17 protein-coding genes are annotated in these 19096 nt (G+C 44.9%); 5 read left to right on the forward strand and 12 right to left on the reverse strand.

Features of this window, described 5'->3' with window-relative positions; genetic code table 11:
* Positions 1 to 26: 26 nt before the first annotated feature.
* The 6 genes from K1X61_15440 to K1X61_15465 are packed head-to-tail and all read right to left on the reverse strand — an operon-like array spanning position 27 to position 4045.
* Positions 27 to 383, reverse strand: a complete 357-nt coding sequence (locus K1X61_15440; GenBank protein ID MBX7110042.1) for a diacylglycerol kinase family protein — start codon at positions 381 to 383, stop codon at positions 27 to 29.
* Complete coding sequence (locus K1X61_15445; GenBank protein ID MBX7110043.1) at positions 380 to 1060, reverse strand: DUF1361 domain-containing protein; 681 nt, start codon at positions 1058 to 1060, stop codon at positions 380 to 382. Before K1X61_15445 ends, K1X61_15440 begins: the two co-directional genes overlap by 4 nt.
* Positions 1057 to 1560, reverse strand: coding sequence for a hypothetical protein (locus tag K1X61_15450; protein MBX7110044.1), 504 nt, complete (start codon positions 1558 to 1560; stop codon positions 1057 to 1059). The genes K1X61_15445 and K1X61_15450 overlap by 4 nt, the downstream gene beginning before the upstream one ends.
* Positions 1553 to 3088, reverse strand: a complete 1536-nt coding sequence (locus tag K1X61_15455) for a DUF4173 domain-containing protein (GenBank protein ID MBX7110045.1) — start codon at positions 3086 to 3088, stop codon at positions 1553 to 1555. Before K1X61_15455 ends, K1X61_15450 begins: the two co-directional genes overlap by 8 nt.
* A gap of 40 nt (positions 3089 to 3128) precedes the next feature.
* A complete protein-coding gene (locus K1X61_15460) occupies positions 3129 to 3428 on the reverse strand; it encodes a transcriptional regulator (GenBank protein ID MBX7110046.1) in 300 nt (99 codons plus the stop codon).
* Positions 3425 to 4045 carry a hypothetical protein gene (locus K1X61_15465; GenBank protein ID MBX7110047.1) on the reverse strand — a complete coding sequence of 207 codons (621 nt, stop codon included), beginning with the start codon at positions 4043 to 4045 and terminating at the stop codon, positions 3425 to 3427. The genes K1X61_15460 and K1X61_15465 overlap by 4 nt, the downstream gene beginning before the upstream one ends.
* Before the next feature lie 312 nt (positions 4046 to 4357).
* Here K1X61_15465 and K1X61_15470 point away from each other — a divergent pair, with 312 nt between their 5' ends.
* Entirely contained in the window at positions 4358 to 6844 is a 2487-nt protein-coding gene (locus K1X61_15470; GenBank protein ID MBX7110048.1) for a glycoside hydrolase family 31 protein, read from the forward strand.
* Between the two features lie 5 nt (positions 6845 to 6849).
* Here K1X61_15470 and K1X61_15475 read toward each other — a convergent pair whose 3' ends face one another.
* The 5 genes from K1X61_15475 to K1X61_15495 form a co-directional block, all read right to left on the reverse strand.
* On the reverse strand, positions 6850 to 7587 hold the full coding sequence (locus K1X61_15475; protein ID MBX7110049.1) for a LamG domain-containing protein: 738 nt from the start codon (positions 7585 to 7587) through the stop codon (positions 6850 to 6852).
* A gap of 154 nt (positions 7588 to 7741) precedes the next feature.
* Entirely contained in the window at positions 7742 to 8272 is a 531-nt protein-coding gene (locus K1X61_15480; protein ID MBX7110050.1) for a hypothetical protein, read from the reverse strand.
* 76 nt (positions 8273 to 8348) lie between these two features.
* On the reverse strand, positions 8349 to 8774 hold the full coding sequence (rpsP, locus tag K1X61_15485; GenBank protein ID MBX7110051.1) for a 30S ribosomal protein S16: 426 nt from the start codon (positions 8772 to 8774) through the stop codon (positions 8349 to 8351).
* Between the two features lie 191 nt (positions 8775 to 8965).
* Positions 8966 to 10049, reverse strand: a protein-coding gene (prfB, locus tag K1X61_15490) for a peptide chain release factor 2 (GenBank protein ID MBX7110052.1) whose coding sequence is annotated in 2 segments (ribosomal slippage) — positions 8966 to 9988 and positions 9990 to 10049 — 1083 coding nt in all. Because the reading frame shifts where the segments join, the coding sequence is not laid out codon by codon here.
* A gap of 302 nt (positions 10050 to 10351) precedes the next feature.
* Positions 10352 to 12181, reverse strand: coding sequence for a T9SS type A sorting domain-containing protein (locus K1X61_15495; GenBank protein MBX7110053.1), 1830 nt, complete (start codon positions 12179 to 12181; stop codon positions 10352 to 10354).
* A 211-nt stretch (positions 12182 to 12392) separates the two neighbouring features.
* On the opposite strand from K1X61_15495, the gene rpe reads away from it, so the two are divergent.
* From rpe to K1X61_15515, 4 genes are all read left to right on the forward strand, one after another.
* Positions 12393 to 13064, forward strand: coding sequence for a ribulose-phosphate 3-epimerase (rpe, locus tag K1X61_15500; protein MBX7110054.1), 672 nt, complete (start codon positions 12393 to 12395; stop codon positions 13062 to 13064).
* Positions 13065 to 13084: 20 nt separating this feature from the next.
* Positions 13085 to 15559 (forward strand): carboxypeptidase-like regulatory domain-containing protein, encoded by a 2475-nt coding sequence (locus K1X61_15505; protein ID MBX7110055.1) that lies wholly within the window; start codon positions 13085 to 13087, stop codon positions 15557 to 15559.
* 176 nt (positions 15560 to 15735) lie between these two features.
* A complete protein-coding gene (locus tag K1X61_15510; protein ID MBX7110056.1) occupies positions 15736 to 16038 on the forward strand; it encodes a hypothetical protein in 303 nt (100 codons plus the stop codon).
* A gap of 183 nt (positions 16039 to 16221) precedes the next feature.
* The gene (locus K1X61_15515; GenBank protein MBX7110057.1) at positions 16222 to 16890 is read left to right on the forward strand and encodes a hypothetical protein; all 669 of its coding nucleotides are present in this window, start codon (positions 16222 to 16224) and stop codon (positions 16888 to 16890) included.
* Between the two features lie 84 nt (positions 16891 to 16974).
* Here the strand turns inward: K1X61_15515 and K1X61_15520 are convergent, their stop codons facing one another.
* The gene (locus K1X61_15520; GenBank protein MBX7110058.1) at positions 16975 to 19035 is read right to left on the reverse strand and encodes a T9SS type A sorting domain-containing protein; all 2061 of its coding nucleotides are present in this window, start codon (positions 19033 to 19035) and stop codon (positions 16975 to 16977) included.
* Between the last annotated feature and the right edge of the window lie 61 nt (positions 19036 to 19096).

Consider the following 19096-nt stretch of genomic DNA (forward strand, 5'->3'; position numbering starts at 1 on the left):
TATCCTGAGCAAATACCGACTGCAACTTATTTTACCAGGTAGGGTAAGAATATCACAGCGCCTATTATGACTGCTGTGATGGAAGTAATCAAAACAGATGCAGCCGAGATATCCTTGACGTTACCTGCATTTTCATTGAATTGGGGTGCTACTATATCCGTCAGTTTCTCGATGGCTGTATTGAGGTATTCTACCGCCAATACACAACCAATGGCAGCTACAAGCCAAAGCCATTCACTGCGGGGCAAGTGGAAGTATATGCCTGCACTCACGGCTGCAAAGGCAGCGAGCAAATGAATACGGATATTATTTTCAGTAATAAAAGCGGATCTCATGCCCGACAGCGCGGGGCGAAAACTGCGGATCATTTTCAGCAAGTTCATGATGCATTATTTTTTTGAGCGGTGCGTGCAAAATAAAAGAGAAACGGATAGGTGATTCCCATCAATGCAGAAAACAACATGGTCATGGCAAACGAAGCAGGCGTGAACAATGTGTCCTGCACATCATTTATAATCGGTACAGGTGAAAGGAATCTATCCCAGCTGTTCCACCTTAGTACTCTGCCAAGGTAAATCCCATAACTGCTCATCACCATCAGCAAGGTAATCATCAGCCACGAAAGCCATGATGACAGCACTTGCTGCAGTATACTGTGGATCAGATTTAATGAAACAAGTCCTGTCATGAAGCCAGTAAAAGCATAACCAAAAACCAATACAGCGTCATACCATGTCGGGATACCAGCGCGGGAGCGCATATGTATGAGGTCAGTAATAAGGTATGGGGCATTGGGGAAAAACAACAGCCACAAAAGGGCCGGCGCTAAAATGCCGATAGTATTATAGCCGCTGTGATAATTACGGTAAGCCCAAAAGGCAAAAACAACCGGCAGCCAGGCCAGAAAGAGGTTCCATAACAGAAAGCCATAATAGGTGTCTTGTGTATAAAAAACCCTTACGCCGTACATCACCATCATTAAGAAGGTCAGGAGTATTGGCATGATGATGATATTGAATCTGTTGGGCTGACGATGAAACAAATACAGGATGATTTTCATGGGTTTTTATGGGTTGAATAAGCTGAAAATTTTATAGCTGAAATGAGCCTTCGACAGGTGAAGAGCAGTGTAAATGCGGTAACGCCGAATAAGCAATCAATCAACTGATGAAAAAAGGGAATGCCTCGTAAGGGCCCTGCCACCAGTGCCATTGGAATGACCATGATGCAGGCGATAATTCCCCAATCTATTACCCAGCTGTTTTTTACAGGATCACGATAAGGCCCGAGAAAAGCAATGGCAATAACAAAATGTGCAAAGGCCAGCCAATCAGTTCCGTAGGCAATAAACGGATAATTGTCATGCACATCCGTCAAGCCAATTGTCACGCGATGAATCCATAAACAGAACCGGTTGTGGAAGTTGTTGGCAGCCAGCCATTGATCCAGCAGTTGCAACTCGGCGTGTAGCGGAAATGCCGTGATACCACTCACTATCAATCCAGCCATCATGATCACCATCAGCAACCTGATCCTGTGTCTTGATATTTGTTCACTCATAAAACTGAGATTGTGATTTCAGGTAATCATAAACGCGGGCATCTTGGAGGTTCCAGGATGGCCAGGAAGTCGCTTCATAGGATTGTAAAAAACTTTTGCCCTTCTGTATAATCCACTGCTGATAGCCGGTTAATGGAGTGGTATTGGTTGTATTTTCAAAGGGATGGTCGTATTCCAGGATAACTGGCAATGCACGATGCGACAACGTCATCAGGAAATTACGGTCGATGTGCTCATCATCGAAATGCGTAAGGTTGTAAGTGGCAATCATCGGATCCCAGCTAAAGCAACTCATCAATACTAGTAAAATACAAATGGCCCAGCCTTCCATCCGGAAGAGGTAGAAGAATGATCTTTTGTCCCTTATTTTAAGAAATAAAATCGACAGGGAAAAAAGAATAAGCAATAGAAAAAACAGGACACCGATTCTTTTATAGGCCAGTCCATAATCACGGATGTAGTAATAATTTCTGATAGCCGCTGTAAAAGCAAGAATGCCATTTTGTGCAATCCAGAGGCAGGACAGTTGCAAAAGGCGACGGTTATTTTTAAGGAAATTCAGATTGCCCCTGAAGAAAAACAGCAGGATGGCCATGGCAACGGCAATACTGAACAGCAGGAGATAGGTACTTTCATGCACTGCCTGTGATCGTGTGTGAGGCGATGCGAGACTGGTATTTTCAAACCATACCATCTTGATATCAACCACGTTTACAAATAACAGCAATCCGTTCACCATCAACAGCAGCAATATTGCCCGGTTATATTCATTGCTCAGGCTGCGCATGGATTTCCTGAAGAACAGCTGCCACCAATCAATTTCACCGGGCTTTCCCGTTGGCTTCAGCCGTTTCCGCTGCAGAAAATCGCCTTGCTGTAATTCCATCTTCACGATCAGCTGAAGATCACGTTTCAGGAAAATACCGGCGGCGATCAGTAGTGAAAAAACAAAAAAAGTTATGGTTGACGGAGAAATATAGTCAAACAGTATTTTGATCTGGTCATACAGAAATGTCATCACCTGACCTGAAACCGATTCAAACTGCTGATCGGCATTAACGTATAAAATGAAAAAGAAAAGCAGTACGGCCAGGGGCAATATACTGAGGCGCAGCAATTTGAGTAAGGATGACAATGGCTTATTGTTCTTGCCGAAATGTTCCAGCGCATTCCACCACGACAGCGGTGAGGCAATCAGTCCCAGCCATGACGTCAACAGTGCGCCACCGGAAGAACGTAAATCGCGCTGATGAATAAATCCAACCATCACGCCAAATAACAACCAATAGGCAATGATACTGATGTCGGTATTGAAAATCAGGACAGCAATTGCACAAAGCAGGACAGCGGCAAACGAAGCTATTACAGTTGCTCTGCGGAAAGCGCCAGGATGAATAATGGACAGCACAGCAGACGACAGCAGTAAAAAAAGCGGCATATTGATGCCTGGCCATTCATTTTTAAAAAGAAAATAAAATACGATAGCCATTCCGACGGCCGGCAGGTATAAAGTTGCATGTGGTTTCATAAAAAAGTACTTTTTATTACAAAGTATGATTGCAAAAAAATTATCTGTTGCTTTTGATCAGTTTTTCCAATGCGCCGAGGTGATCCTTAAATGCCTTTTTCCCGGCTGCCGTTGCACTGTAGGATGTATTGGTTTTTCTGCCAAGAAAACTCTTTTTCACCGCGAGGTAATTGCATTTTTCAAGTGCCGCAATATGCGTTGCCAGGTTGCCGTCGGTCAGTTGCAGCAGTTCTTTCATGGTATTAAAATCAATCTTGTCATGCACCATCAGCAGCGACATGATTCCCAACCGCTGTCTGCTTTCAAATGCCTTATTGATGAGTGTGATAATCTCTTTCATCGTTCGTATTTGAAATACATCATCGCACCGTAAATAATATGCAACACGCCAAAACCGAATGCCCAGAAGAGAAGGCCGTAACCCGGAGAAACGGAAGCGAGCAAACCGGTAATAATCTCGCAAAAGCCCAGGTAGCGAATATCAGACAGCGTGTACTTGCTGGCATTAATCAGTGCAAGGCCATAAAAAACAAGGGTGGCCGGTGCCATCAGTGCAGGTGCATGGTAGAGTAGTACCAGGCAAAATAATCCACCTGCTATCAGTGGAATGGCAAGGTTTATCAAAAGATTCCGGCTGGAAGCGTCCCATATCTTCTGACCTTTGCGCTTTGCATTCCTGGTGGTAAAAAATATGCCTGTAACCACTGACATCAGTAAAACACCGCATGCCACAGCCGCCAGGAACCAGAGTGCAGGAACCTGGTCAACAATATTCCAGATAAACCCTGCATAGTCATGGTGCACATATTGCCAGGTGATAAAGGCACCTGCTAATGCAAAAGTGCCGGCGCAGATTCCCGAAAGGCCACTCAATGAAATGAAGCGGGAAGAACGCTCCATGAGCGAGCGAATTTCCTGCAGATCTTCCAGGTGCCGGTCAGCGGATGAATTTGCCATGTTAAAAGTGCTTTGTAATGCAAAGTAAAAACTAATATTCCGTAATTTTATTGCGCGGGATAAAATAATTTATCACATCAGTTGTGAACGCGGGTATTTATACTTTATCTGTTTTCAGTGGGCATTTATATTATTTCCCGCCGTGTCACTCTCTTTCAATGCTGAACATTGGAACAAGCATACATCGCAACAATCGTTGTCTGACTGCTTTCTAATGCAAGTGTTACCACTAACAGTTGCACGAAGAACTGGGTTTAAATCTGCGCATACAGCAGATGATGTCTGCAAAATCTGCTATAATTGCGCCGATTTATGAAGAACAAAGAAATAGCAGACAAGCCGGAAGACAGTATCATCGGTAAAGATGCGCCGGTTGCTCAGGATGTTGTCGTGCACAGCGATATACCTGATATCTCCGTTCAACCCATCGCAAAGCAATATCTTAAGGAGGTAAACTCCCTGGTCATAAACGGCAACATATTCTGCTTTTCCGATGGTGTATCGAAAGTGGAGGTGAAAGTGGTGAGTGATGAAATTATCCGGGTGCGTGTGGCTCCGGTGGGAGAATTCCTCGAAGAGTTTTCATATGCGATTACTGATCATGCTTTTCGCATTTCGAGAATAGAAAATTCGGAGACAGATGATTTTTACATAATTGCCACTGCTACTGTATCATGCCGTATCAGGAAGACCGACTTCCTCATTTCATTTGCAGACGTACACGGATTGGTGGTGAATGAAGATGCAATAGCCATGCATTGGGAAGAACATGCAGCGTATGGCGGCTATTATGTCTATTGTTCGAAGAAATACCAGGAAGGCGAGCATTTTTTCGGGCTTGGTGATAAACCGGCCGATCTTGATATGCTCGGCAAACGCTACTCCATGTGGGGCACTGATGCGTATGCCTATGAACGCGAACGGGATCCTCTATACAAGAACATCCCTTTTTACATCGGGATTCATAAAAATGTGAGTTATGGTTTGTTCTTCGACAATACTTTCCGCAGCTTTTTTGATTTCGCCGGCGAGGTAAAGGATACGGTTAGTTTTTGGTCGGATGGCGGCGAGATGCAGTACTATTATATTCACGGCCCTCATATGCTTGACGTGGTGAAGCGGTACACGATGCTCACAGGCGCTCATCCCATGCCGCCGTTATGGGCGCTGGGATTTCATCAAAGCCGCTGGAGTTATTACCCGGAAGCAAATGTGAAAGAGCTGGCGAAAACTTTTCGTGATAAAAAAATACCCTGTGATGCCATCCATCTCGATATTGATTACATGGATGGTTATCGTTGCTTTACATGGAACAAGAATCATTTTCCGGATCCCGAAAAAATGATTGCTGAGTTGTCGGATGATGGTTTCAAAACCATAGTCATCATTGATCCGGGAATAAAAGTGGATGATCAGTACTGGGTATATAAGGAAGGAAAGGACAATAATTATTTCTGCCGCCGCGGCGATGATTATTTTATGGAAGGCGCGGTCTGGCCCGGACGTTGCCGGTTTCCGGATTTTACCGACCCAAAAGTTAGGGACTGGTGGGGAGGTTTATTCAGGGAACTCGTTGACCAGGGTATTGCCGGTGTCTGGAATGATATGAATGAACCGGCTGTTTTTGGCAATGGCACTTTTCCTGCGGATGTGCGTCACGATTTTGACGGTCACCAGGGTTCACACAGGAAAGCGCACAATGTATATGGTATGCAGATGGTGCGTGCCACCTATGACGGATTAAAAAAGCTGCAAAAAACAAAGCGGCCCTTCACCATCACACGCTCAGGGTATGCAGGTGTGCAAAGATATTCCAGCACCTGGACGGGCGATAACAGTGCTACCTGGGATCATCTCAAACTGGCCATCCAGATGTTGCAGCGCTTGAGTATGTCAGGCATTTCATTCAGCGGATCGGACATCGGCGGATTTACCGGTGAACCGGAAGGAGAGCTGTTTGCGCGATGGATACAGGTGGGTGTTTTTTCTCCGCTGATGAGGGTGCATTCATCAGGCGATACGCGTGACAGGGAACCGTGGACTTTTGGTGTCAACATCGAAAAGATCGCGAAGAAGTATATTGAATTACGGTATAAGCTGCTGCCTTATATCTATTCGGTATTTTGGGAAAATCACCGATATCATCTGCCCATGTTGCGGCCATTGGCATTGACGGAACAGGACGTCGAGGAAAACTATGCGCGCGATGATGCATTTACCTTTGGCGATAAACTGCTGGTAGCACCGGTGACAGAGAAAGGAGCGCTTTCAAGACCGGTATATTTACCGAAAGGCACCTGGTATAACTTCTGGGATTTCTCTGTTTTCACAGGTGGAGAGACATATGAAATAGCTGCACCGCTTGACCGCTTGCCGATATTCGTTAAGGCCGGATCCGTAATACCGGAATATCCGGTAATGCAGTATACGGGCGAACAGGATATTGATGAGATGAAGCTGAATGTTTATTATGCCGGCCATCATGTAAAGTCATTTTTGTACGAAGACCATGGCGATACACTCGGCTATGAGCAGTCTATTTATGCTGAAAAGAAGTTTGATGTGCATGGCAGTCTGCAGGCATTACTGATCGAACAGGCGATGGCCGGCATCTATTCACCAAACTATGCGTACTACAGAATTAAAGTGTATGGTATTCCATTCGCGATTGGAAAAGTTACTGCAGACGGGAAGGTGGTAAGAGGAGTGAAAAAGATCAAAAAAAACAACATCATTTTGTTCAGGGCCATGCGGAATTTCAGGAAGATTGAAATTGCTGCCGCCGAACATAAATCGTGACACGGTTACTTCAACGACAGATATTGAATGCTTTCCTTGTCCAGCGGCCGGTTGTAGATCAGCACATCGTCAATGCAGCCATTGAAAAAATAATTTTTGCCATAGCCGCCGCCATTGCCTATGATGAAATGGGCAACTGTGTTACTGAAGAATGATCCGCTCCTGATTGAATCTGATCCGGCCTGTAAGATTCCGTCCTGATATGCTTGCAAGGTGATACCATCCGCCACAAAGGCAAGATGCGACCATACTCCGGTTCGGATACCTACAGCGGCATTTAAAGGATCCGTTCCATAAACAGTTGTGCTGCCGCCTTCCACCCAGTTATCCAGGGTGAACACCTTATGGCTGAAATGATTATCGAGGCTGAATTCCCATGGACCTGTTTCACCGCGTTTGCTGAGAATACTTATTGGTTTTGTGCTATCAGACACATTCACCCAGCAACAGATGGTAAACTGATTATTGGTAAATGATAGTGATGCTATGTCACCAAAATCAATGAAGGATGAATCATTGCTGTTAAAGAACATGGCTTTGCCGGCTTCGCCATGACGGTTATTAACCGGAACGGCCTTTACATTTGTACCATTCAGCCCATTCACTTCTTCGTATCCTGAACCATCTAATGGAACAGATGCGACAAGGCCGGTCACCACATCATAAGTATTGATCTCTTCCTTTTGGCAGGAAAAAAGAAGCAGTGGAAAAATGCAGAATGTTAATTTCTTCATCGCAGCCATGAACGGAATTTATGAATAAATATTTTATACAACTTGCATGCGTTAACAAAGTATCCAGGTGAATAGTACAGTTCAGGGCATTCGTCAAAAAAAATGACTTCCTTACTCAGATCAATTCAGTATTACAGTAAAGGTTCAGGGGTAAATGCGGAAATCAACGCTTGCCTAAGTAGATATCCATCAGGCCTTCGGGCAACCGCAGCAGTATTTCCTTTCTGCGCTTATCTATATTCAGAATAACCTGCTCGTTCCACGGAAATAATACTTCCTGGCCTGTATAAATAAACTGCCCGACTGCATGTCCCGGCAATTCGATAATATTATCCAATGGCGCCAGTTGCCCAAATGTTTCATCAATAAGCCGGAATCCGGCAAAATCTGCAAGCAGGGTGAATGGTTTTACTTTCTTTAAAATTGCTTCATCCAGGTAAATATCTTTCCCCACTAATTTATCCGCCGCAGTCTTGTCTGCCGCTTCTTCAAAATGAAACATGCAATGCCCAGATTCCTGCAAATCGGCTTCATCAGGAAAATAGGGGAGATAAGTATTTTTTGAGAGCAGGTAAACTACCGGCAGCTTTTTTATCCGGGCTACAATAGATGGCTCGAGGTAGGCGCGAATATGACCTTTCAATCCAAATGTTTTATTCAGCTTTCCAGCTTTTATGTAAGTGGATTTATCCATGTTCCTGACTGAACGTTGCTCAAAAAAAGAAAGCTACTCCATCGGAAGTAGCTTTCCAAATATATTGCTGCCTTATTTAAGAAGCAGTTGTGGCTGCAGCGGCACCGCCTTTGCCTTTTTTCTTCTTAATGCCTTTGCGTCCTTTTTCTTTGGCATCCAGGATGGCAGTCCGGTGTGCATCTTCCCATTGTTGCCATCTCTGATCAGCCACTTCCTGCGGAACCACGCCTTTCTTTACCCCGCGTAAAAGGTGCTTATGATAAAGAATGCCTTTAAAAGATAAAATTTTGTGCACAGTGTCTGTCGGCTGTGCACCTTTTTGCAGCCAGTCGAGCGCTTTGTCTTTGTTAATGTCAACAGAAGCAGGGATGGTGGTAGGATCGTAGGTGCCGATCTGTTCGATGAACTTACCATCTCTTGGTGAACGTGAGTCTGCGATAATAATGTGATAGAAAGGCTTTTGCTTTCTTCCCATTCTTTGTAATCTGATTTTTACGGCCATTGTACTTTAGAAAAAGTTTTATGGGGTTAGGAAAAATATCCGGTGTCTTTTCCCGGAAGGGCGACAAAGATAATGGTAATTCCCGAAGTTTCGTTGCCGGGATTCAATTTGTTACTGAACTGAGGCACCTGCAAAGCAGGTATTTTCATCACCCTCTGTTACCATGTAACCCACGGCCTCATTGCATATGCCTAATTTTTATCGGCCATCAGGAATGCCTTGATGAATTCATCCAGTCCTCCATCCAATACGGCCTGCGGATTACTGGTTTCGTATCCCGTGCGTGCATCCTTTACAAGTTTATAAGGATGCAAAACATAGTTCCGGATTTGAGAGCCCCATTCGATTTTTTTCTTGCCGGCTTCTATTTTATCACGTTCTTCATTGCGTTTGCGGAGTTCTTCTTCGTATAGCTTCGACTTCAGCATCTTCAGCGCTTTCTCCTTATTGCCCATTTGGGTGCGGTCTTCCTGGCAGGCAATCACGATACCGGATGGCTTATGCCGTAAACGCACTGCTGTTTCCACCTTGTTTACATTCTGTCCGCCGGCACCGCCGGAACGGAAGGTCTCCCAGGTGATATCATTCAGGTTGATCTCTATATTAATGCTGTCATCGATCAGCGGATAAACAAATACGGAGGCGAATGAAGTATGCCTTCGGGCATTGGAGTCGAATGGGGAAATACGCACCAGCCGGTGTACGCCGGATTCAGCTTTGAGGTAGCCATAAGCAAAGTCACCTTCTAATTCGAGCGAACAGGATTTAATACCGGCCACCTCACCATACTGTACATCCATCTCATGAATCCTGTAACCATTCTTCTCGCCCCACATAATATACATGCGCATCAGCATGGCAGCCCAATCGCAGCTTTCCGTGCCTCCGGCACCTGCATTTATTTCGAGGATGGCGCCAAGCTGATCTTCCTGGGAAGTGAATGTGGATTTGAATTCAAGCTCATCAACAGCAAGCATGGCCTGCTGATACTGGCTTTCCACATCTTCCATGCTTCCTTCCCCTTGCTGGTAAAAATCGAAAAGCACTTCTGATGCTTCGACTTTTGACAGGGCTTCCCTGAATTGTTCAACCCATTTTTTATTGGTCTGAATCTGTTTCATCACCGACTCGGCTTTCTTAGGGTCGTTCCAGAATTCAGCGGCAGTGGTGAGTTGTTCGTCTTCTTTGATTTTCTCTACTCTGTTTTCGTAGTCAAAGAAACCTCCTCAGGGCCTCAGTGCGGCTCTTTATATCTTTAAGTTGCTCAATGGTCATAGTGCGGGCAAAGGTAATTTTTTTATGAAGACTACATGGTTCATCTGACAGATAGTTCGTGCATGGTATAATTGCAACGGCGGAAAACGTTGACTACAGGAGCACCTGGCCGATGTTACTTGGGAAAGAATCATATAGCTGACCAGCCACTCTTTTGAAATTGCATGCTATGTTGCAAAAGCTCCTGACATTACCGTTTGAAAGTATAAGGCATACAATACGCAGGACAGTTATACCTGAAAAACAGAACAGGAAGAATGAAACAAGCCCATTCTTCCTGTTCAGGAATTTATGCTAAGCAGTTAATTCCCGATCACCAGCTTATCAGTCTTTTTGTTTTTACCGGCATACAATTCCACCAGATACATGCCTGCAGCATAGTTGCGGGTATCCAGTGTATATGCATGATTACCTTCCGTAGCCGTTCCAATATTCCGGCGGCTAATCAGTTTACCCTGCAGGTCTCTGATAACCAGCCATACTTTTTCATTCGTTGGTGGAACAAGATATTGTATGGTAGCTTCATCGGATGCGGGGTTAGGCGACAACTGCAACTGAATGGCCGTATTGCCAGGAGTTGAAATACCGGTCGGGAAGCCTTGTATGATAGTAGCATTAATCATCGGATCCTGCGTTTCCCGCGACCGGTAGATGCCCCATCCGTTGTTAAATACTTCAAAACTCCGGTTTGAAAATGGCGCCGCAAGGGTCATTCCGAGGGCAATGCTTTCTCCATGCATATCCCAGGATAGATAGAATCCTCCGCTCGTAATGGTTACAGGGTTATCAAGAATTATATCGGTCCAGCCGTTGATCACGATATCACCCGATGAGACATATACGGAGTCAAACATGCTGTAGGGCAATCCGCTTATTCCGTCATCATCAAAAATTCTTGCAGAGAAATCGGAACCGGCATTGGAAGTATTCCAGTAATGCAGTTTGGTAATAACAGCCGGGTAAAACGGAGGGATCATATACGTACCGATGCCGCCTTCGCCGCCAATCCAATTGATGGAAGTAAGCTGATTGGTTTGGCCGGCATCATAGCCAAGGCGCACCTCATCAAGTGTGGGATCTACCACCACGAGCTCTTGTGTTTTTGAATTGTTCGTCTGCGGATAGTCACCGGGCAGTTGTGTTACAGTAAAATATTTATAAGTACCTGGCAGCACGGGATTCAGCTGCTGACCAAAAGTAAATGTCTGTGACTCCTGCGCTTCCAGTGTATCGGTGAGAAAGAAGTTGGCTACAACCTGTGTTCCCATCGGATCTTTAACGACACCTTGCACATTAAATGGCGCAGTGGTAATGGTTCCAAAATTCTTCACATTGGCGACAAGGTTATGCGCAGTACTGCTGTTATTGGTTAAAAATAAAGCGCCTGTTTCCGGATTATCAAGATAGATGGTTGCCGCATCCTTTACTTCCAGTGTCGGATTCTCAGGAAAATAATATTTGATGGCAAATGACTGCGGCGGACTGACAAACGTGCTGCTGTTATACCACAATCCTATACTGCCGGAATAATTCTCAATGCCAACAGAACTCGCACCTGAGTAGGGAGAGACGGCCGTAACAATTTTATATTGAAAAGTTATTGACTTGTCAACTGCACTCAGTATCACCTGGAAAGTATTGTTGCCGGACTGACCGTTGGAGTTGGTGTCGAAGTATGGCACATTAATCCAGCTCACAATGAGGGTGTCTTTTGCGGCATTTATTTTATAGTAGCATTCAGCAGAATCATTGAGTCCGCCGAAAGTAAGATCATTTAAGAAAACACCCACTACATCATTCGGCAGCACCGTAGATGCACCCCATGGAAAAGGAGAGGCGATATTGCCATTTTGAAAAAGCAGGTATCCGTTGGAACCCACCCAGAAAGTATTTACATCGTACCAGTAATAAGGAAAATCAAAATTCATGGCGAACGGTCCGCGTGAATTATCGTCTGCCAGCAATTTCACTTCCACGCCTCCTTCGTTCTCAATATCAATCCAGTTATACACAGGGCCATCCGGCTCATTACTGTCTTTCCAGGTATAACCCCAGTTATCAGGACCACCTTGTCCGGCAAAAGTGCCTGCAGCACTTAAAAGGCAAAAGATCAGTGTAAAGAGTTGTTTCATCGTGGTAAGATTTTGAAGGGTGAATTGCTGTCTGCAATTTATATTTTGTTTGGCAGAACAAAAAGGGAATACGAAAAATATTAAGCTGCAATCAGCTTGTATTTCATATGAAAGATCTTGCTGATTTAATCACTGTTGCAATTCGGTTGGGGTAATTTTCAGTGTGCGCAACGCAAATCTGCTAATCCCAAAATCAGATTATCTTCGCCGCATGCAACCCATCATAGCACCTTCTATACTGTCAGCTGATTTTGGCCGGCTGAAGGATGAGATTGAAATGATCAACAATAGCGCAGCAGACTGGATCCATTGTGATGTGATGGACGGACGGTTTGTGCCCAACATCTCCTTTGGATTTCCGGTTTTGAGAGCTGTAAAAAAATCAGCGAGGAAACCACTTGATGTACACCTCATGATACTGGAACCGGAAAAGTATATTGATGCATTCAGGAAAGCGGGGGCGGATATACTGAGCATTCACATTGAAGCATCTCCGCATCTGCACCGTACTATTCAACAAATCAGGGAAGCTGGTATGCAGGCCGGCGTGGCCATCAATCCTCATACTGCCGTTGCACAGCTGGAAGATATTATTGCGGACATAGATGTGGTTTGCCTGATGAGTGTAAATCCCGGTTTCGGCGGGCAGCAGTTTATTCAGCATACTTATAAAAAAATACAACAGCTCAAGAGCCTGATCGCCGACAGCCGCTCGAATGCAAAAATTGAAATTGATGGTGGTGTTGATTTACAGAATGCCGCATTGCTGCTGCGGGCAGGTGCTTCAATCCTGGTGGCAGGTAACACGGTATTCAGCTCAGCCGACCCAAAGGCTACTATTACTGCGCTGAAAAACACTGTCATAAATACTTCTGCGGCCTGACCGTCGTTTCCCTGACAATGATGAGATACCTACTTGTGTTTTTGCTGGCAGCTTTTTTTCCGAGGGTTTCTTATGCACAAAACGCAACGGTGTATGGCAATGTACGCAATGAAGCCAATCAGACATTGCCCTCTGTATCCATAAAGATTTCTTCCGGTGGTGGAGTAAGGTTTTCTGATGCGGCGGGAAATTATGAGATTTCGATAGCGGCCGACAAAGAGGTAACGCTTACCTTCTCTTCCGTTGGCTATGAGAATTACGAACGAAAGGTAAACCTCAAGATGGGGCAGCGGTTTCCATTGTACGTGGTTCTGATTCAGCAGACCTATGTCATTGACAGTATCACCATTGAAGATAAGGAGTTGCGCGATCAGCCGAGTATGGTGCGGATTGATCCCAAACTGTTTGATGCTTTGCCTACTACGTCTGGTGGTGTGGAGGCAATTCTGAAAGTGCTTGGCGCTTCCTCCAACAATGAATTATCATCGCAATACTCAGTGCGGGGTGGAAACTACGATGAGAACCTTGTGTATGTAAATGACTTTGAAATCTACCGCCCGTTCCTCATCCGATCGGGCCAGCAGGAGGGCCTGAGTTTTATTAATCCCGATCTCGTTGGATCACTTTTATTTTCTGCCGGAGGTTTTGCCGCCAAGTACGGAGATAAAATGTCGAGCGTGCTCGATATTGAATATAAAAAACCGGAAAAATTCGGCGGCAATGCAACTATCAGCTTATTAGGCGGCGGACTGAGCCTGGAAGGCAGTTCAAAAAATCACCGTACCCGTTTTCTTTTCGGCGGACGCTATAAAACCAATCAATACCTGTTGAATACACTGGAAACAACAGGGGAGTATCAACCTTCATTCATTGATCTACAGGCTGATCTTACTTTTGAAGTGTCCGATAAGGTTTCACTGGAAGCCATCGGCAACTATTCCAAAAACAACTACACGTTTGTGCCCGAAGACCGGGTAACTACCTTCGGCACCGTACAGCAAACCCTTCGGCTCACCGTATATTTCGATGGCAGGGAAGTGGATGCTTACAGTACGGCAATGGCAGGTCTCTCACTCACCTATAAACCAAGGAAAAACCTGAACCTGAAATTTCTTGGTTCCATCTACGGCGATCGCGAGGATGAAACATTTGATGTGATCGGTGAATATTATCTGGGAGAAGTAAATAATAATCTGGGGGCACAGGATTTTGGACAAACACTATATTATTTCGGCACAGGAACAAACCAGGTTTGGGGAAGAGATTACCTTGATGCTTATATCATCAAGTTTTCACACAAGGGCTCATTACTGCAGCATCATCACTATCTCCAATGGGGTTTTGATGTAAACCGTGAACATATTGATGACAATCTCAGCGAATGGACGAGATTGGATTCTGCCGGCTATACACTTCCGTATTCATCGTCACAGATTAATTTACAGGACATCATCCGCACACAGCACACTTTTTCAAGCATGCGGTATAGCGCTTACCTGCAGGATAGCTGGACCATCAATGAAGACCGGAATTTTACCCTTACCTATGGGAGCCGGATCAGTTACTGGGATTACGACAGACAGTTGCTGATCAGTCCGCGGGTGCAGCTGGCCTATCAGCCGAAATGGGACAGGGATATTGTTTTCAGGGGAGCCATCGGAGCCTATGATCAACCGCCATTCTATCGTGAATTACGTGACTTGGAAGGCAATCTTCATCCGGCAGTGCTGGCACAGCGATCGATTCACTATGTTATAGGAGGCGACTATAATTTCAAATGGTGGGATCGTCCGTTCAAGTTTGTTTCAGAGATATACTATAAACAATTGTATGACCTTAATCCCTATGAACTCGATAATGTGAGGATCCGGTATTTTGGAGAGAACAGCGCCACCGGTTATGCCGCAGGTATTGACTTCAGGCTCAACGGAGAGTTTGTGAAGGATGCTGAATCCTGGATTTCTTTGTCATTGTTATCAACCAAGGAAAACATCAACAACGATTTTGTGTATGCGGTTGACACCATATTCACTGATCCGGGGCAAGGCTTGTATACACTCGACAGTACCATTGTTTACCCTGGTTACATTCCGCGGCCTACCGATCAGTTCCTGAACTTTGGTATGTTCTTCCAGGATTATCTGCCGGGCAATGAAAATTTCAAAGTGCACCTTAATTTCCTGTTCGGCACAGGGCTTCCCACTGGTCCTCCTGATCATGTAAGAGCCCGTGATACCTTGCGGCTATCACCGTATCGCCGGGTTGACATCGGGTTTTCTTATCTTTTGCTCAATGGCAAGAAGCAAAAAAATATTGACAGCAAAGTGCTGGGTAATTTTGAGAATATCTGGATATCGCTGGAGGTGTTTAACCTCTTAGGCGTATCCAACGAAGTTTCTTATACGTGGGTGAAAGATATCACCAATACGGTTTATGCAGTACCAAACTACCTCACTGGTCGAAGGTTGAACCTCAAGCTGAATGTCCGGTTCTGAGCATTGAAAGGCTGAATTATGAGCCAGCCGGCGTTCTTCCTGCAGGCTACGTTCCAATAAATGAACTTATCGCGATGATGTAACATCAACGCAACCTGTATGCTGATTAGCCACTTTTATGGGATTGATATGGCGTTTCCATGAGCATACTTTTACATCGTATTAAAAAAAATACCATGAAAACAAAAATGAATTATTTCGGTTTTGCCTGTTTGTTAAGTGCAGTGCTGATAATTGCTTCCTGCAGTAAGGAAACAGATATTAAACCTTTTGGAACTGCATCCTTGCTGGTCGATTCACTGCCTGCATGGCAAGTAACAGCTGCTCCCATCAAAAACGACTATGAGTTGAAAAAAAAGCAACACAGAGCTGCAGATGATGAGCTGATCAGGTTCGTTCTGCCGGAAGGCTATTCCATGAACGAGACATGGCAGGAAATTCCGCAAATCGGAAAAGGTGAACAATTAAAGCAACGATAACCGTTCACGGCAAAGCAATGCAACAGCCTGAAGAGGCGCCATGGAAGAGCAGGAATAACATCACTGCTCTTCCATTTTAATTGTGTTAATGCAACAGGAAGATGCATTCCGGAGGAAATCACATTATGCAATCTGTTCTCGGATGTATGCGGAGCGCATCAAATTCCCGAATATTGCCGGTGCATGAATGATCATGATGAAATTCTGGACACAGGCATAACTCCCAGCTATCTTACATTCCGAACGACAAACGGTCTCTGCAGGATCAGTGAGGATAAAATTGAACTGATCAGGAGTTTAAGTGAAACAGGAACCTTTCTGGTATCAGGATCCTTTATCATCCGCATAGCATTGCTGTTTGCCATTGCTGCCTTTTTTCTCTACCAGCAATTTATTTCCGGGCTTTTAAGCTTGCAGTATCTCTGGATATATGCTGTTCCTGTCAGTTTTGTGCTGCTGTCTATTCTCGGTAACCTGAATAACCTGATGTATCGTATCCGGTCATTATTGTTTATCGGACTTTTCTTATGGCTCATCTATCTTGAATATGAAAGAAACAATACGATTACAGCCGTCATATACCTTGCCCTCGCAATATTACTTATGCTCAGCTTTATCCGAAGTTATGGCTATGTCTCCGATACGGTAATTCTGCGGAAGAATATTCTGAAAGTCCGATTCATCAATTCATTACCTGCTATTACCAGGGCCTATTTCCTGGTAACTTTTACTGCTGCAGACGGCAGGGAACGTAAAAGGCCAATCCTTTTGCCGGGATGGCTGCAACATGGAGAGACAGAAAAAAAACATGCATTGGATGTAATGAAGCTGGCCGGAATTACCATGGAATAAACAATATAATTAAGACCTTGCTGCGAATTCTTTATAGTGCATCGCAGTAACGTTACGCTGATCCCTGCAGCATGAGACTTTTTATTACCGTTGTACAATAAGTTTCCTGACAAGCGATACACCCTGTGTTTCCATTTTTACAAAATAGATACCGTTGGCTATTATGCGGCTACTATAGTCATAACCATTCCAATTAACCTGGTGTGCACCGGTATCTACTTCCTGATCCACTAAAGTACTTACCCACCGGCCTCCGATATCAAAAATACGGATGGTGCATTTGCCTGCTGTTGTCTGTTCCCAGCGAATGCTGGTTGTGCTGGAAAACGGATTAGGATAAATCAGCATTGATGCTGTGTCAAACCCGATTGCATCCTGCTGAGTAAGATTGACGATGGAAATTTTTACCGAATCCTTAAAGACCGTTACATCAGGAATAGTAATTGATCCACCTGCATAATACAACATCCCTGATTGGATAATCTGTTCTCCATGCGAAACAGTCCAGGCGATTTCATCTCCTGCTTCGGGTGAAAATAACTGAAGCCTCCTCGGAGTGATTCCGACGTTACAGGACGATGGCGCTTTCACTATCTCACCCGAAGATTTTTTCAGGTCCCGAATAAATACAGTAGCAGACCATTGTGTAGCAGATTCCGTGACTGCATCCTTCCAATCAAGAAAACCGTTCACCGAGCCGAATAATGCACCACTTGCTGCGCTGCCATTTCCAGCGTCTTCATTGATACTGCAATCGGAGAACGCGGGATAAGATGCGTTTTTTCTATATCTGAAAATATCAAAGTTGCTGTCATTCCAGGTTGAGCCGTTCCCGCTATGGGTCCGGTTATCAAAAAAAAAGTAGCCGCCCAGGTGATAGGCATTCACGGAATCGTAAAACATTGTTTTTTCTGTCCAGCCCACCATCGTATCACGCTTTCCATTAATACTATAAATGACGGGAAAGCTTTTTGCCTCAAAATTATGCGCCAGCCAGCCGCCGTCGAGCAAATTGTACACAGGATAGCCAAGGTTGCTCATCAGGCCGGCACTCACTGTTCCCATGCGGTTATCGCCTGTAGTCCGGTTGCCATTGCCGGTATTCAGGGTGCATACTTTGTTTGAATCATTTTGAAAGGCAAGGTTAAAACAACCTACTGTCAGTTTCACTGCTGCAATGCGTTCAGGATAGGTCATGGCAAAGAAGAAGGCACCGATTGCGCCGAAGGATGTCCCCTCAAGATATATCCTGTTGGTATCAACAGGCATTGTCATTTCCACCCAATCCAGTATGATGTTTATGCTTTGTTGCATATAGTTGTAATCGACTCCGGATTGCGGAGGCAGTTGATTATTTGCATCGTTGAACAGATCAAAATTTTCATTGCTGCCCCACCACGCAGCATTATTGACGGAAGGAAAGAAGTCTTCAGGACTTAATACAATCTCATCCGCAGCAGGCACCAGCCCGGTGGTCAGGAAGTCGCTGCCACCTGCATGAAATTTTATGCGAAGCGGCTGAAGTCCGGCATGCGGATTCCTGTTTACTGCAATGTCGGTGGTAAAATAACCGGCTCGGTTCATTGGCGGTTGGTCTACACTGTATTTCATACTGGTGAAGAGCGTATAGATCTCCACCGTACCATAAGGCATCGCGCGTGATTGCTGGTAAACAGGCCGGGCGCTGGCAACTTTTTCTGTAACGGCAGAACTAAGACTGTTCACCCCAGGAATAATCAGGTTTTCTTCCATGCCGTTTTTCATCACGGTGACGGCATAGAAGTATTTCCCTTCCTTTAATGTGGTGGCAACAAAAAGTCCGGTGCCCGGCGCAAGTGTTGACATTCCCGAGTCAATAGAAAGATATTCATCATAACCATCATGATGCGATAACTGATGGTCTTTGGCCGATGCAAAACCGGTGTAACCCAGGTATTCTGCTTTGCTAAGCTGTTGCGGTGAAGTGATGGCATATTCCGACCGGTAAACATTATAATAATTAAGTGTATCCGGAAGATTCTGCCAGGTGATGAATACCTGTCCGCTTCGGTAAAAAGCGGAAAGTTGAGTGACGTTATGAGGCCCGGATACTCCTTTCAGCGTGCAGATCAACAGCAGGAAGGAGGCAAGGAGGCAGCGCTTCATTTGCAACATAATGATCCCATTGTCATGTTTATTGCCGGATCTGCTATTACTCCGGCTGAGA

Source organism: Chitinophagales bacterium (assembly GCA_019694975.1).
Classification (GTDB): Bacteria; Bacteroidota; Bacteroidia; order Chitinophagales; family UBA10324; genus JACCZZ01.